At 64.5% G+C, this 15494-nt stretch carries 13 protein-coding genes and 2 pseudogenes; 7 read left to right on the top strand and 8 right to left on the bottom strand.

From position 1 onward, the window contains the following. Positions 1 to 5: 5 nt before the first annotated feature. A pseudogene (locus ACVIN2_RS04145) lies at positions 6 to 531 on the bottom strand ((2Fe-2S)-binding protein). After that, positions 528 to 3299, bottom strand: a complete 2772-nt coding sequence (locus tag ACVIN2_RS04140) for a xanthine dehydrogenase family protein molybdopterin-binding subunit (RefSeq protein ID WP_456764598.1) — start codon at positions 3297 to 3299, stop codon at positions 528 to 530. Before ACVIN2_RS04140 ends, ACVIN2_RS04145 begins: the two are co-directional and overlap by 4 nt. A 235-nt stretch (positions 3300 to 3534) precedes the next feature. Here ACVIN2_RS04140 and ACVIN2_RS04135 point away from each other — a divergent pair, with 235 nt between their 5' ends. Then, on the top strand, positions 3535 to 5142 hold the full coding sequence (locus tag ACVIN2_RS04135) for a multicopper oxidase family protein (RefSeq protein ID WP_456764597.1): 1608 nt from the start codon (positions 3535 to 3537) through the stop codon (positions 5140 to 5142). 121 nt (positions 5143 to 5263) lie between these two features. Then, entirely contained in the window at positions 5264 to 6886 is a 1623-nt protein-coding gene (locus ACVIN2_RS04130; RefSeq protein ID WP_456764596.1) for an ABC-F family ATP-binding cassette domain-containing protein, read from the top strand. Here the strand turns inward: ACVIN2_RS04130 and ACVIN2_RS04125 are convergent. After that, complete coding sequence (locus tag ACVIN2_RS04125; RefSeq protein ID WP_456764595.1) at positions 6883 to 7878, bottom strand: glycerophosphodiester phosphodiesterase family protein; 996 nt, start codon at positions 7876 to 7878, stop codon at positions 6883 to 6885. The genes ACVIN2_RS04130 and ACVIN2_RS04125 overlap by 4 nt on opposite strands. Positions 7879 to 8004: 126 nt before the next feature. Here ACVIN2_RS04125 and ACVIN2_RS04120 point away from each other — a divergent pair. Further along, positions 8005 to 8899: pseudogene (locus ACVIN2_RS04120) on the top strand (MBL fold metallo-hydrolase). Here ACVIN2_RS04120 and ACVIN2_RS04115 read toward each other — a convergent pair. Together ACVIN2_RS04115 and ACVIN2_RS04110 are read right to left on the bottom strand one after the other, a co-directional pair. Continuing rightward, positions 8896 to 9987 (bottom strand): type II asparaginase, encoded by a 1092-nt coding sequence (locus ACVIN2_RS04115; protein WP_275171826.1) that lies wholly within the window; start codon positions 9985 to 9987, stop codon positions 8896 to 8898. The pseudogene ACVIN2_RS04120 and the gene ACVIN2_RS04115 sit on opposite strands and share 4 nt — an antisense overlap. Positions 9988 to 10210: 223 nt before the next feature. Beyond that, the gene (locus tag ACVIN2_RS04110; RefSeq protein WP_456764594.1) at positions 10211 to 10459 is read right to left on the bottom strand and encodes a hypothetical protein; all 249 of its coding nucleotides are present in this window, start codon (positions 10457 to 10459) and stop codon (positions 10211 to 10213) included. A 204-nt stretch (positions 10460 to 10663) separates the two neighbouring features. Here ACVIN2_RS04110 and ACVIN2_RS04105 point away from each other — a divergent pair, with 204 nt between their 5' ends. After that, a complete protein-coding gene (locus ACVIN2_RS04105; protein WP_456764593.1) occupies positions 10664 to 11128 on the top strand; it encodes a cupin domain-containing protein in 465 nt (154 codons plus the stop codon). A 15-nt stretch (positions 11129 to 11143) separates the two neighbouring features. On the opposite strand, the gene ACVIN2_RS04100 is transcribed toward ACVIN2_RS04105, so the two are convergent. Beyond that, positions 11144 to 11707 carry a TetR/AcrR family transcriptional regulator gene (locus ACVIN2_RS04100; RefSeq protein ID WP_085353008.1) on the bottom strand — a complete coding sequence of 188 codons (564 nt, stop codon included), beginning with the start codon at positions 11705 to 11707 and terminating at the stop codon, positions 11144 to 11146. A gap of 101 nt (positions 11708 to 11808) precedes the next feature. On the opposite strand from ACVIN2_RS04100, the gene ACVIN2_RS04095 reads away from it, so the two are divergent. Next, positions 11809 to 12180, top strand: coding sequence for a nuclear transport factor 2 family protein (locus ACVIN2_RS04095; protein WP_456764592.1), 372 nt, complete (start codon positions 11809 to 11811; stop codon positions 12178 to 12180). A gap of 46 nt (positions 12181 to 12226) precedes the next feature. Here the strand turns inward: ACVIN2_RS04095 and ACVIN2_RS04090 are convergent, their stop codons facing one another. Beyond that, complete coding sequence (locus ACVIN2_RS04090; protein ID WP_456764591.1) at positions 12227 to 13189, bottom strand: alpha/beta hydrolase; 963 nt, start codon at positions 13187 to 13189, stop codon at positions 12227 to 12229. Between the two features lie 119 nt (positions 13190 to 13308). Between ACVIN2_RS04090 and ACVIN2_RS04085 the strand changes: the two genes are divergently transcribed. Both ACVIN2_RS04085 and ACVIN2_RS04080 read left to right on the top strand, forming a co-directional pair. Next, positions 13309 to 13986, top strand: coding sequence for a nitroreductase (locus ACVIN2_RS04085; protein ID WP_456764590.1), 678 nt, complete (start codon positions 13309 to 13311; stop codon positions 13984 to 13986). 133 nt (positions 13987 to 14119) lie between these two features. After that, entirely contained in the window at positions 14120 to 14323 is a 204-nt protein-coding gene (locus tag ACVIN2_RS04080; protein ID WP_018456356.1) for a hypothetical protein, read from the top strand. A gap of 26 nt (positions 14324 to 14349) precedes the next feature. Here ACVIN2_RS04080 and ACVIN2_RS04075 read toward each other — a convergent pair whose 3' ends face one another. Continuing rightward, positions 14350 to 15471 (bottom strand): HD-GYP domain-containing protein, encoded by a 1122-nt coding sequence (locus ACVIN2_RS04075; RefSeq protein WP_456764589.1) that lies wholly within the window; start codon positions 15469 to 15471, stop codon positions 14350 to 14352. Positions 15472 to 15494: the final 23 nt, after the last annotated feature.

The following is a 15494-nucleotide window of genomic DNA, read 5'->3' as shown; positions in this document are numbered from 1 at the left end:
GCGTGTCACTTGGTGGCCATGAGGTAGCGCTTCGAGTCGGCGAGGATCACGTCGCGCACCGCCTCGTGATATTTGATGTAGCCGGTGCAGCGACAGAGATGACCGTCGAGCGCGTCCGCGATGGTCTGCTCCAGCGCCTCGCGCGCGACCGGTGTCCGCGACAGGCGCTCCAGCAGGACCTGGCCCTCATTGAGGAAGCCGGCGGTGCAATAGCCGCACTGAAAGGCGAAATGTTCGATGAAGGCCTTTTGTAGGGTCGAGAGCTCGCCGTCCCTGGCGTGGCCCTCGACGGTGCGGATCGACTTGCCGTCGAAATTCACGGCGGGCGCGACGCAGGTCGGGCTGGTGGTGCTGGTGCCGTCGGGCGCATCGATGATGACGGCGCAGCTCAGGCATTGCGCGGCGCCGCAGCCGAACTTGGTGCCGGTCATGCCCAGCATCTCGCGCAAAAAATCGTTCATCGAGAGATCGTCGCGGACGTCCATCGGACCCGTGCTTCTGGCCGTTGATGGTGAGGCTGAGGGTCGTCACGCGAGCACTCCCTTCAATAGGCTTGCGGTGACCGGCAGCGCGCGGAAGCGATGGCCGGTGGCGTCGTGGATGGCGTTGATCAGCGCCGGCACGATCGGGATCATCACGACCTCCGCCATGCCCTTCGGTGGTTCGTCTGGTACTAGTGGCTTCAGCATCTCGATCTCGAGATCGCGGAGCGGCAGGTCGGAGCCGCGTGCGACCAGATAGCGCCCGAGATTCCATTCGCCGTTGCCCGGCCCACCCTCGAACGGGGGCAGGGTTTCGAGCAGCGCGTAGCCGACGCCCATGGCGAAGCCGCCCTGGGCCTGGCCCATCACCACCTCGGGCACCAGCGCGGTGCCGCATTCGAGCACGCTATAGGCCTTGGCGATGCGCAAGCTCCCGGTTGCACGCTCGATCTCGACGCGGACGACCGTGCCGCACATCGAGGTGTAGGCGGTGCCGATCCGGTTGTTGTCGGTCGGCGGAAACTTGACGCTGGTGCGGTTGATCCGCTCGAACTTGCCGTTGCCTTTGCGGATCGCCAGCGCGTCGATCTCGGCGCGGTATTGCTCGCCGGACAGCGGGAAGCGTGCCCGCGACCACGCCCAGCGCGAGAAGCTGTGCGCAACCGCACCGGTGACGAAGCCGCGCGCATGAGCCGTTGCCGCGAGCGCAGGGAGGCCGAGCGGTTCGAGGCCGGGCATGGTGAGCTGGCCGTTCTGCCAGCTTGCGCTGGCCGATTGTCGCGCGCGCGGATCGGTCTTGGCGATGCGCCACAGCTCAAGCGCCGCGGGCCACAGGCCGAAGCGGAAAATGACGCGCGCGGCCTCCGCGGCGGAATGGGTGCCGACATGCGCGCCGATCGAGGAGCTTGTCGGCGAGCTGATCGCGGGCACCCAGCGCGGATTTTTCTCCGCGGCATCCTGGGTCTTCTGGTCCATGGTTGAGGGATCGCCCGACGTGACCAGCCCGAGCACGTCATAGCTGTCGACGCGGGCGACCGAGACCTCGTCGGCGATGGCGCCGAGATGGCCGGCGACCCGGTTGGCCAGCGCCGTCCCGATGCCGTTGCCCATCTCGACATGATCGCAAAAGATCACGATCTTGCCGTCAGGTCCAAGCTCGACACGGCCGAGCGAGCCGTCCGCGCCGGAGCCATAGTCTTTCGTGACGCAGGCAACGCCGGTGCCGACCAGCCGATCCGACGAGGTCTGCTTGAACTGCGCCCGCTGCTGCCAGATCGGGTGCTTCTCGAGCTTGTCGAGGATTTCGGGCGTGCGCACCGAGACGATGTAGGGATTGCCCGTCATGGTCCGACCGTTCTGCGGCAACGCGTTGCGCCGCCGGAAATCGATCGGATCGTGCTTGAGCTCGGACGCGGCTTCGTCGATCAGGACCTCCAGCGCCGTCATGGCTTGCAGGATGCCGTAGCCGCGCATCGAGCCCGCGCTCACGCCGCGCGAGTGCACCGCGACGGTCCTGACGTCGACCTTCGGAATGTCGTAGATGCCGATCGCGCCGGTGCCTGCGACGACGGCGACGCTGGCCGAGAAATGCGCGAGCCCGCCGCCGTCGAGCACGTGATCGGCAGCGAACGCCTTGATCTTGCCGGTCGCGCGATCGATGCCGATGCGCGAACGCATCTTGATCGCGTGGCGTTTGATGCCGGCCTGAAATTGCTGGTAGCGGTCATGCGCCAGCCGCACCGGCTTGCCGGGAAAGCAGACCGCCGCGAGCGCAACATAGAGAATGAAGGGCGTGTGATCGCGGCCACCGAAGCCGCCGCCGACATGGGCGAATTGCGCGTTGATGTGCGCCGGCTTGTAGGGTGCGCGGGCCTTGCCGAACAGATGCGCGATCGACTCCGCCGCCTCGTAAGGTGACTGGACGCCAAGCAGCAGTTCGAGATTGCCGCCCTTGCCGTCGTACCAGGCGAGCCCGCATTCCGGCTCCAGGAACATCGGGTCGACCGATTGCGTCTCGAACTCGCGGTCGAGCACCAGCATCGAGGCGTCATCCGCTGCAAGCTCGGCGCGGATCTGCTCGCCATGTTTCGCCGCCTTGGCGTAATCCGCCGGCGTGTCCTTCGCGAGCGGCGACCACACCGGCAGCGCCGCGCTCTGCACCTTCTTGGGCGAGACCCAGCCGGCCTGGAGCGGTGAATAGACATCCGGTTTGTCAGGCGAGGGACCTGCCACGCGGGTGAAGCGGAAGGCCCCGTAATCCGGGACGACGACTGGCCCGGTCTCCTCGCCGAATTGGACGAACGTGCCGTCGCGCAGCGCGAGACGCGCCTGGTCGAAGGCGTCGAACTTTTCGAAGATCAAAAGCGCGACCGGCTGGCCGAGATAAAGCGGCGTCTTGCCGATCGGACAGAACAGGTCGCCCGCATAGAATTCCGGCACCTGCGTCCCGATCCGATCGAGATTGGCGGCTGTCACCACCACCGACGGCTTGAGCGCGCCGCCGAGGCGGGCGAGGTCCAGCCCGGTATAGACATGCGTGGCGTCGTTGGCGCGGACCAGGATCGCGTGCGAGGTGGCCTGCGGCCAGCCCGCCAGATCGTTGGCCCGGAAGTCGGAGGCGTAAAGCTTTGCGCCGGTGACCTTGGCGACGCCGTCGACACGGCCGGCGCCCGTTGTCGCGGGATTGAACTTGCCGCGTCCGGGCAGCGTCTCGTGCGCTGCGAAGGGCACGCCCGCCGCGGACGCCAGATGTGACAGGCTGACCGAGATGCCTCCCGCCGACAACCACTTCACGAACTCACGTCGCGAAGGCCCCATGATCATATCCTTGTACAGAGTTTCGAGAACATCGGGATGCGGCCAGCATGCGATGTCCAGAGGGCATAGGCGAGCGCCAGCGCGAATCCGTCACGATGCATCATGCGACGATAGAACGGGTGAGGAGGTTTACAACCGCTGAATGTCGTGCGCTCGCAGATCGAATTGTGGTTTCGTGCTTGCTTTAGAGTCGAATCGAACGGAAGACGGTCCGGCAACAGGGGGCGCAATTCAAATGCAGCACGATCCGAACGGTGCGTCTTCAGTCACCAGCACCATGGGCACGACGACATTGTCGCGCCGCCAGTTGCTGGATTGCGGTCTCAAAGCCGGCGCGTTGTCCCTGTTCGCAGGTGCAGCGAATGCCCAGCACGCCGTGCACGACCATGCAGGCATGTCCCACACCGCGGACATGTCGCCGACCATGGGAATGATCGCTGAAACGCCCGTTCCCGCCATGGACCAAGCGCTGGTCGAGCCCGAGGTGCGGCGGTCCGTCAATGGCGTGCTGAGCACGACGTTGCGCGTCGGCTACGCCTATCGCCAGATCGGCGGCGTCCGGCTCTACGTCAGATCCTATGAAGGCGGCAGCCCCGGCCCGACCTTGCGCATGAAGCCCGGCGATACGCTGCGCATCAAGATGATCAACGATCTGCCGCCGAACCGCGATGGATTGCCGGCCGACATCAGCCATCCGCACCAGTTCAACAACACCAATTTCCATTTCCACGGCGCGCATACCAGCCCGAGCGGGATTTCCGACAACGTCATGCGCTCGATGGCGCCGGGCCGCAGCTACAATATCGAAATCACCCTGCCGGCGGATCACACCAAGGGCACCTATTGGTATCACCCACATCACCACGGCAGCGCTGACATCCAGATGTCCTCCGGCATGGTCGGCGCCATCGTCATCGAGGGCGATTTCGCCGACGTTCCGGAGATCGCGACCGCCCGCGAGCGCCTCATGGTGCTGACCCAGGTGGTCTACGATGCCAACGGCATGGTCGAGAATTTCGAGACGCTGTTTCCCGAGACCGCGACGCGCTTTCTCGCCATCAACGGCCAGCGCCGGCCGATGATCGAGATGCGGCCAGGCGAAGTGCAGCGCTGGCGCATCCTCAATGCCGCCTATCAGGACGACATGCTGCTCGACCTGGAGAAGCACGATCTGCAAGCGATCGCCTATGACGGCATCCAGCTCGGCGCCATGCAGCCGCTCAAGCAGGTCCTGATCGCGCCCGGTCAGCGCGCCGACATTCTGGTGAAGGCAGGAAGCCCCGGCACTTACGCCTTCAACGCGGCGCCCTACGACCAGGGCCATCCTTCGCCGGTGGGACCGCTGGCGCGGGTCGTGGTCTCGGGCGCGCCGATGGACATGAAGCTGCCACGCGCTTTGCCACCGGCGCCGCTCGCGACCATCAAGGATTCCGAGATCACCAACCGCCGCAAGGTGGTGCTGTCGGCCACCGCGCCGGAGGCGGACGCCGCCGGCCATTGGCAGGAGTTCGAGTTCTTCGTCGACGGCAAGAAGTTCGACCCCGGCCGGATCGATCAGCGGGTGAAGCTCGGCGCGGTCGAGGAGTGGACCATCGTCAACACCCATGAGCATGACGACCACGTGTTCCACATCCATACCAATCCGTTCCAGGTGATCTCGGCCAATGGCAAGGCGCTGGCGGTGCCGGAATGGCGGGATTCCGTGATCGTGGAGCGCAAGGGCGGAGTGGTCGTGTTCCGCTCGCGCTTCATCGATTTCACCGGTGTCTACATGCTCCACTGCCACATGATGAACCATGAGGAGATGGGCATGATGCAGACCGTGGAGGTCTATAAGGCCTAAGCTGCGGGTCGAATTGCGCGAATTCGGCGGCGCGCGGGGCTGATCCGGGTCCGGCCGGGCTTCCCCTGGCGGCCCGCATGGCCTATGACGCTGCAACGCAACAATCCCCCAAAAAGACCCCATGATCCGCCTCGACAACGTCAGCAAGCAAGCCGGCCACCAGATCCTGTTCATCGAAGCGTCCGCCGCCCTCAACAAGGGCGAGAAGATCGGCCTCGTTGGCCCGAACGGCGCCGGCAAGACCACGCTCTTCCGGATGATCGCCGGCGAGGAACCGCCCGATGAGGGGCAGGTCTCGACCGATCGCGGCATCACCATCGGCTATTTCAACCAGGACGTCGGCGAGATGGCCGGCCGCAGCGCCGTGGCCGAAGTCATGGACGGGGCTGGGCCGGTGAGCGCGGTGGCGGCCGAGCTGCACGAGCTCGAGACCGCGATGGCCGACCCTGATAAGGCCGACCAGATGGACGAGATCATCGCCCGCTACGGCGAGGTGCAGCACGCCTTCGAGGAGCTCGACGGCTACGCGCTCGACGGCCGCGCGCGCGAGGCGCTGTCCGGCCTCGGCTTCAGCCAGGAGATGATGGACGGCGACGTCGGCAAGCTCTCCGGCGGCTGGAAGATGCGCGTGGCGCTGGCGCGTATTCTCCTGATGCGTCCCGACGTCATGCTGCTCGACGAGCCCAGCAACCATCTCGATCTCGAAAGCCTGATCTGGCTGGAGAAGTTCTTGCACGATTACGAAGGCACGCTGCTGATGACCTCGCACGATCGCGAGTTCATCAACCGCGTGATTTCGAAGGTGGTCGAGATCGATTCCGGTTCGCTCACCACCTACGCCGGCGATTACGAATTCTACGAGCAGCAGCGGGCGCTGAGCGAGAAGCAGCAGCAGGCGCAGTTCGAGCGCCAGCAGGCGATGCTCGCCAAGGAGATCAAGTTCATCGAGCGGTTCAAGGCGCGCGCCTCTCATGCGGCTCAGGTCCAGAGCCGGGTGAAGAAGCTCGACAAGATCGAGCGGGTCGAGCCGCCGCGCCGCCGCCAGACGGTGGCATTCGACTTTCCGCCGGCGCCGCGCTCGGGCGAGGACGTCGTTGCGCTCAAGAAGGTGTTCAAGGGCTACGGCAGCAAGCGCATCTATGACGGGCTTGATTTCATGATCCGCCGCCGAGAACGCTGGTGCGTGATGGGCGTCAACGGCGCCGGCAAATCGACACTGCTCAAGCTCGTCGCCGGTGCGAGCGAGCCGGACGAGGGCACGGTCGCGGTCGGCGGCAGCGTCAAGATGGGCTATTTCGCGCAGCATGCGATGGATCTGCTCGACGGCGAGCAGACGGTGTTCGAGTCACTCGAATATGCGTTTCCGACCGCGGGGCAGGGCTCCTTGCGCGCGCTCGCCGGCTGCTTCGGCTTCTCCGGCGACGACGTCGAGAAGCGCTGCCGTGTGCTGTCGGGCGGCGAGAAGGCGCGCCTGGTGATGGCCAAGATGCTGTTCGATCCCCCGAACTTCCTGGTGCTGGACGAGCCGACCAACCATCTCGACCTCGCCACCAAGGAGATGCTGATCGCGGCGCTGTCAGATTTTGAGGGCACCATGCTGTTCGTCTCGCATGACCGGCATTTTCTCAGCGTCCTGTCGAACCGCGTGCTGGAGCTGACGCCGGAAGGCATCCACCAGTTCGGCGGCGGCTACACCGAATATGTCGCGCGCACGGGGCAGGAAGCGCCGGGATTGCGGAGCTAGTTCTTGCTCTTTCCCTTGCCCTTGCCCGCGATCGTGGCGATCGCCTCGATCTCGTTGGTCCAGATCCCGCCGGAATAGCCTTGCGGGAGCCGGGCGAAGAGCTCGGGCGTATCGATGCCGGTGGAGAAATCGCCTCCACTGTAGGGACCGAGCACGAACACTGCGCTGTTCGCGCCCTCCATGCGCGCGAGGAAGCGGTCAGGCCAGCCCCATAGAAAAGGCGCGACATTGATCGGCACCAGCACCATCGCGTTCCGACAAGCTGCTGGCACCAGGCCGGTCCAGCCGTAGCCGATATAGCCGATCAGGCAGCTTCGGATTGCCGCGCGCGAGATCGTCCGAACCGCGGGGGTGAGGCGGCGGATCATGTCGATGGGTTCGTCGCCGCCATAGACCATGATCGTACGGCGGCGCTCGGCCGGCAGCGCGTTCAACACAGTGGCAAGTTTCTCGCCTTCGTACGCGTCGCGGCTCTTCACGTTGATGAGGAGCTTCTTGTCAGGGAAGGCGGCAAACACCTCCGACAAGGTCGGCATCATCCCGATGCCTTTGCCGCGAAACGGAAACGTCTTGCCACCGTCGGCGGTGTAGCCATAGCCGATGTCGAGCAGCTTCAGCCTCGCCATGCTCTGCTCGCGGGTCACGCCGCGGCCATCGGTGCGGCAATCGAGCGTCCAGTCGTGGAAGACGGCGAATTCGCCGTCGGTGGTCGGGTGCACGTCGAGCTCGACCACATCGGCGCCGGCGTCGAAGCTTGCTCGCATCGAACGTATGGTGTTCTCGAGGTAGTCGTGCGTCGGCGGCAACATTCGCGCGGCGGTGCAGGTGTCGTTCTTCACATCGCGCTCCTCGAAGCGCTGCGCCATGCCGCGATGTGCGAGTAGCACCGGCTTGCCGTCCCGATGCGGCGCCAGCAGACTCGTGTTGTTGACGTAGACGCCCGCGGCGACAGCGATCACGGCTGCCGTCGCGACTCTCAGTTTCGTGCCCACCGATTCTCCCCCAATTCCGTGATCACCGTCGGCGGCGTTTGGGGTTGATTTGCGGCAATCGCCGTCCGGCTTGAACCGTCCGACGGCGCCCGCTACGCTGCTTCAAAAATCGGGAGCGGAACGCGCATGAAGCAATTGCGCATCGGCGACATCACCATCGATGCGGTGATCGAGCGGGAGGGGCCGTGGCGGCGGCCGCAGGATTTTTTCCCGGCCTATGATGAGAGCGTGTTCAGGCACCATCTGCCGTCGATGGAGCCGGAGGTGTTCGACGCCGCGCGCGGCATGATGGTCATCACCTATCAGACCTTCGTGGTGCGCACGCCGCGCTACACCATCCTGGTCGATACCTGCACCGGCGAGGACAAGGGCCATCCGCCGCCGTTCGATTTTCCGGGCAAAGAGCGCTGGCGCAACGAGCTGTTCGCGCTCGGCATCTCTTTCGAGCAGATCGACTACGTGTTCTGCACGCATCTTCATATCGACCACACCGGCTGGAATACGAGCTTGCGCGACGGTCGCTGGGTGCCGAATTTTCCGAATGCGAAATACGTCTTCCACAAGGGTGAATATGCGGCCTGGGAGGCCGAGCACGCCAAGGGCAGCAACCCGGCCCGGCACCGTGTTTCGCGACAATTGCCTGCCGATCGTCGAGGCAGGCCAAGCGCTGTTGGTCGATGACGACTACGCGCTCGACGACACCGTCACGCTGACGCCGACGCCGGGGCATTCGCCCTGTCATTGCTGCGTGAACATCTTCTCGAAGGGTCAGCGCGCGGTGGTCGCCGGCGACCTCATGCATCACCAGATCCAGTGCCGCGAGCCGGACTGGTCGGCCAAGCCGGATTGGGATGCGAAGCAATCGGCGGTGTCGCGGCGAAAGGTTTTTGCTTCCGTCGCTGACACCGACACGCTGATCCTGCCTGTCCATTTTCCGGCGCCGACGGTCGGGCTGATTAAGCCGTTCGGCGCCGCCTTTGACTATCGTTTCAAGCGGGAGTGGGGCGACGCGACGCTCTAGTAAGTGAAGAACATCCGCTGGATTTCCTTGGTGTCGGTCGTCTTGGTCAGCGCCAGCATCAGCAGAATACGCGCCTTTTGCGGATTGAGCGTATCCGAGACGACGAAGTCGTGTTCGTCGTCCTTGGCCTCGCCGTTACGTGCGACGATGCCGTTGCCGACACGGCTGCTGCGCACGATCACGACACCCTTCTTGCGGGCCTCGTCGAGCGCCGGCTCGACCGCGGGCCGAGCCAGGCTGCCGTCACCGACGCCGGCATGCACGATCCCCTTGGCACCCGCGGCGACAAACGCGTCGATCGCAACCCTATTCATATTGGCGTAGCCGTAGACAATGTCGACTTGCGGCAGGACATCGAGGCTGGAGACGTCGAATTCCGAATCTGCCGTGTGCCGGCGCGTCGATTGACGATAGAAGTACGGCTTGTTGCCCTGCATGTAGCCGAGAAAGCCGAGTTCAGGGGTGCGGAAGGTGTCCGCCGTCGAGGTGTTGTTCTTGGTGACATCGCGCGCCGCGTTGATCTGATCGTTGAGAGCAACGAGCACGCCCTTGCCGACAGCCTCGTCGCTGCCCGCGAGGATCACCGCGTTGAAGAGGTTGATCGGCCCGTCCGCGCTGATCGCCGTCGACGGCCGCATCGCGCCGACGACGACGACGGGTTTCTTGCTCTTGACGACGAGGTCCAGGAAGTAGCTGGTTTCCTCGATTGTATCAGTCCCGTGCGTGATCACGATGCCATCGACGTCGTCCTGGGCGAGCAGCGTGTTGACGCGCTTGGCGAGCTTGAGCCAGTAGTCATTGTTCATGTTCTCGCTGGCGATCTGGAAAACCTGCTCGCCCTTGACGTTAGCCACCGTTTTCAGTTCGGGGACGGCGTTCAGGAGGGTCTCTATGCCCACCGTGGCTGCGGTATAACCGACCACGGTGGTGCTGCTCGCCCCGCTGCCGGCGATCGTGCCGCCGGTTGCGAGCACCATGACGTTGGGCAGTCCCGGGCCCCGCGCGTTCGCGGCTTCAAGTCCGATGAGCAGCGCGAAGAGCAAGCTCATTGCCGCGATGAAGTGATGACGCACTCGAGGTTGCCACATCTTGACGTTCCCTTTCATAGAAAGCCTTATCGATGCGCCCCGCTTCGCTCAGCACCGCATGATCGGTCAGTCGAGAGCTCCTGTCTAGGGCGACACTGCTTTCGGATGATTTGGTCTGGAAACCGGTACACAGAAACACGCACGCGAATGGCCGGGACAGGCCCGGCCATGTGGCAGTTCGTCTGGCGATTGCTCGCTAAAGCAGCAGTGAATTCGCGGCGCCTTACGCGCCCATCTCGCACTTCTTCATAAAGCTGTTTTTGGCGGCGCCGGCGAGCGGCTTGCCCTCGGCGCTGACGGCCTTGGGCGCGCAGGCGTCGGCCTTGCACTTCTTCATGAACGAGGTCTTGGCGGCGCCAGCCAGGGCCTTGCCGTCCTTGCCGACGGCCTTGCTTTCGCAGGTGTCCTCCGCGAAGGCCGAACCCGCTGCGAACGTGGCAACGATCGCAGCCAGGAAAATCCGCTTCATCATGATTGTCTCCCTAAACCAGAAATGGCGCGCGGATTGGAGCCGGGAATCGTGGCGCAATCAAGCTGGATGAGCGCCCGCCGTCCGGTCTTCCTGGCGATTTTTCGACCGCGGGTGCGACGAGACCGACGGCCTGCTGCACTGCTCGCTGACCGGGACGGGCGATCCTGCTAGCTTCGGGCGAGTTTAGCCGAAGGGAGCATCGTGATGAAGACCCTGATTGCGAACATGCCGGATGCCGCTTCTGACCGGCATTCTCACCTGGTTCGGCCGCAAGAGATGGAATGGCAGAAGACGCGCTTTCCCGGCTGCGAGGCCAAGACGCTGCTGTTCGATCGCAGCAGCGGTCTGATGACCGCGTTGATGCGCTTTGCGCCGGGATCGGTGCTGCCCGATCACGAGCATGTCGGCGTCGAGCAGAGTTATGTCATCGAGGGCGCTCTCGTCGACAGCGAGGGGCCGGCCAAGGGGATTGCCTGCAAGGCCGGCGAATTCATCTGGCGCGAGGCGGGCAGCCGGCATGCTGCCTGGTGCCCGGAGGGCGCCCTGATCCTGGCGATCTTCCAGGTGCCGAACAAGTTCTTCGAAGCCGACGGCCGTGTCGTCGATTCCGCCGGTCAGGATTGGGACCAAACATGGGGGCACACCGACGCGCAACGGGCGGGGAGATAGGCGGCTCTTCGCAGCTCAACTGCCATCATCGATGCTTCTGACGAGCATGGTGACCTGAACGGCGATCAGCCGCCGCATCTCCTTGCCGTTCCTGGCGGTTTCGCGCAATCCCCGCATGCCGAACACCAGGCATCGCGCCAGCACCTCCGGCTCGTCCGCGATCCCAGCGGCCTTCACCTGATCGCGGATGAGGTCGGCGACCAAAGACTGGAAGTTGTCGTAGACCTTCCGAACTGCCGGGAAACGCAGGTCGAACAGATCTGCCGAATCGGGGTGCGCCTCTATCAGGTCGAAGCCATGCGATCCCCAGGATTTACAGGCGTGGAGCAGCCTGGCGTGAAGGCCGTCGAGGCGCGCGATTGCGGCCCTGATCTCCCGATGCTTCTGCTCGTCCATTCGCTGGATCACCGCCGCGAACACGGCATCCTTGTCGGGGAAGAGCAAATAGAGCGCCGGCCGCGACATCCCCGCCTTGGCGGCGATGTCGCCCATCGTCGTGCGGGCATGGCCGTAGCGGGAGAAGACCTCCGTCGCAGCCGCGACGGCACGCTCCTCTTTCGAAATGCTAGAACGAGCCATGAGCCTCACGGGCGTCGGAACGGAACGTCGGCCATATTGACAAAATATCAATAATTGTCAATTTGCCGGAAGCGGCATGAAGCCATGAGAGGATCTGCGAGATGAACGATGAAGCGCGACTGAAGACCTGGAACACCTATCAGGCGGCGTGGGGACCCATCGATGAGGACGAGCGGCGTCGGCTGCTCGAGCAAAGCGTGGCCGCGGACTGCGTGTATACCGATCCGGGCTCGCAGATTGAGGGACGTGACGCCTTGATGGCGCGCATCGGTCAAACCCAGCTTAAGTTTCCTGGCGCGCATTTCAGGAATGACAGCTTCCTCGAGCACCATGATCAGGGGCTGTTTCGCTGGACGATGTACGACGGCGCCGGTCGCGTGTTCGTCACGGGCGAGAGTTTTGGCCGCTTCGGCGACGACGGCCGCCTCGTTCAGGCGACCGGCTTCTTCGACGTGCCCGCTGCGAAGGCCTGAACGCCGGCCGGCGCGGCGGTCGATCCTGCCGCTCCCGACATCGCCCTCATACGCCGCGCGCGAGAAGTGCCTTGAAGTCCGCGCGTGCGCGCCGCGCTTCGGCTCGCGCCACCTCGGAGGCGTCGCCGAGGCCGAAATAGCCGTGGATCAGACCGGGGCCTTCATGGTGCTTTACCGGCACACCGGCGGCTTCCAGCGCGCGTGCATAGGCTACGCCCTCGTCGCGCAGGGGATCGAACCAGGCCGTGGTGACGATCGCGGGCGCGACGCCGGCAAGCGAAGTCGCGCGCAGCGGCGAAACGCGCCAGTTGGTGGCGTGCGAGGGATCGGCGAGATAATGGCCGCAGAACCACTCCATCACGGCGCGGGAGAGGAAGTAGCCTTCGGCATTCTCGGCGCGCGAGGGAAAGCGTGCGTTCTCGCGCGCGTCCGTATAGCTGCCGAGGACGTCGGTGACCGGGTAGACCAGCAGTTGCGCGGCGAGCTTAATGCCGGCGTCGCGGCAGGCGATTGCGGTGGTGGCTGCGAGATTGCCGCCGGCGCTGTCGCCGGCAACACCGAGGCGTTTTGCATCGCCGCCAAATTCCGCGACGCGGCCAAACACGTCGCTGACCGCGGCAAAGGCGTCCTCGAACGCGCCGGGAAAGCGCGTTTCGGGCGGGCGGCGGTAGTCGACGGAGATGACGACGGCGCCGGTCTCGATCGCAAGGTTGCGTGCCTGCCGGTCGTGGGTCTCGAGGTCGCCCGCGACCCAGCCGCCGCCATGGAAGAACACCACGGTCGGCGCCGGCGTTGTGCCGACCCGGTAGACACGTGCATCGAGCGGTCCGGCGCCGCCTTTCACCTTGATATCCGCGGCGATGTCGACGGGTGGCGGCGGTATGGCCGCGCGTGAGGCAGCCAGTGCGCGCAAGGAATCGCGGGCGCTCTGTGGCGTCATGGTCGTGGCATCGCGCATCGGCAGCAGCGGAATGATCTGGGCGATGACAGGATCGAGCGGTGCGGCCATGTTGGGATCCTCACAGGGTTCTTGGTCTTGCTTGCGGGTTAGCATAGATATTGCGCGCCGCATCGGCAACCGCTCGCATGTGGCAATGCCGGGGAATGAACGGGCAGGGAGGTCTTGAGGTGGAATTCGAAACGCTGGTCCAGTCGCGCCGCAGCGTGCGCGGCTTCAGGAACGAGCCGGTGCCGCGCGCGGTGATCGAGGCGATCATCGACAGCGCTAAGCGTGCGCCGTCGTCGATGAACACCCAGCCCTGGCATGTCCACGTGCTCACAGGCAGTCCGCTGGAACAGCTGCGCCGACGCAACATGGAGGAGATGGTTGCCGGCGCCAAGGTCAAGCGCGACATCGTCAGCCACGGCGAATACCAGGGCGTGCACCGGACCCGGCAAGTCGACGTCGCCAAGAAACTGTTCGGCGCGATGGGGATCGCGCGCGACGACAAACCGATGCGTCAGGACTGGGTGTTGCGCGGCTTCCGCCAGTTCGACGCGCCGGTGTCGCTGGTCTTGACCTATGACCGCGTGCTCGATCCCGGCGCGGTCTGCCATTTCGACCTGGGCGCGCTCTGCTACGGCATCGTGCTCGCGGCCTGGGACCGCGGGCTCGGTTCGGTGATCAACGGGCAGGGCATCATGCGCTCCGACATCGTGCGCGAGGTCGCGAACATTCCGGAGGACGAGGTGATCATGACCTGCGTCGCGATGGGCTATCCCGACGACAACTTTGCCGCGAACGCCGTTCGCTCCGATCGCGAGGGCAACGACGATTTCGTGCGCTACGTCGGATTCGCCGAGTAGCGCAGGCAGAGGAGATTATTCTCTCGCCGGATTTTTTTTGGTGCGGACCCCTTGGCGGCCTCTTGCAATCTCTATCGTGCAGGAGGAACAATGTACGGACTGAAAGGTTTGATGCTGGCGCGAGGGAATTGACATGCGGCGGCTCGCTAGCCTGGTTCGACGGTTCTTCGGCCCGCGAGTGCGGCGTCCGATCGATGATGATCCAAGTCTTCCTTTCACACCCGAAGAGTTCGGTCGGCTGATCCGCAGCGGCCGGCACGAGGACATGAAGCTGCTGGCCGAAGGGCTGGCGTGCCGGACCGTTCCGCGCCGCACCAGACATCGCGCCGCGCACTAGACTGGGGTCGAGACGGGTTGCTGCGCTCACCTCGTGAGAGCGACCTGCCTGAACGCGGTCAGCAGTGCTTTCTCCAACTTTCCGCTCATCCCGCATAGGATGTCATAGGCTTCGCCGCGTGGCAGCGTCGGCTTGTAGTGCCGATACTCGATCAGGGCCGCGAAGATGTCCGAGATCGTGAGAATCCGCACGATGTCGCCAATACTCTCGGCCCCGAGCGCATCCGGATAGCCGCTGCCGTCGAGAAATTCGTGATGATGCCGCACGGCATCGAGGATCTCTGGGGAGATATTGTCGTGGTCTTTCAGGAAATCGTAGCCTGCCATCGGGTGAGTCTCGATCATGGCACGTTCGGCCGGATCGAGACGGCCGGGCTTGTCGAGGATGGCGAGCGGGATCCGGGCCTTGCCGACGTCGTGGAACATGGCCGCCGAATACAGCCGCTCGAGATCGGCCCGGCCCACACCGAGACTCAGCCCGAAGTCAATTGCAACGCCGGTCACGAGCAGGCAGTGCTGATAGGTTCCCTCGTGGTGGCGCCGCACCGTGGTGAGCCACTCGGACAAGCCATGCTGGGTGATGCGATCAGCGATCTTGCGGCCGGCTTCCTTCGTGCCGTCGACATCGATGGGCTCGCCGAGCGTGACGGCCGTGAACATCGACGCGATCGCCGTCGCCGCCGCCTCGACGGCATTGTCCGGCTGCGTCGCGTGACCTGAGGAAGCAGACGCCTCTTCGGCAGGATCAACCAGCGCTGACAGCAGCTTGATCTTGTCGATCGTCCCGGGAAGGACGAGCGTGGCCCCGAGCGCGTAGGCCTGCGAGATACTCATGTGAGAGGCGTGCTCGACCAGGAAGATGCGCTTCGTTGCCTTTGCGAGCTTTGCGGCTCGTTTCTTGATGGCCGCAATGGTGTGGACGTCACGCAATTCCGCACGGATGATGATCGCGAACGGCACCTGGGACAGCTTGGCTTCCGCGTCGAGCCGTTCGCCTGCGACGGCAAACCGTTGCTCGAGAATCGAACAGACGCTCGACAGTTTGTCCGAGGAATCAGCCAGCACATGCACGAATGGGCGTGCCGCTTCCTTCTCTCGGATGCCGCCGTCGCCTTTGACGGGGCGGGATATCATTCGCGCGTTCTGCACGGTTGACCTGAATCATGCTGGAG

The sequence above is a fragment of the Bradyrhizobium sp. USDA 3650 genome (assembly GCF_054057395.1).
This window is presented reverse-complemented; position numbering and strand designations above follow the sequence as displayed.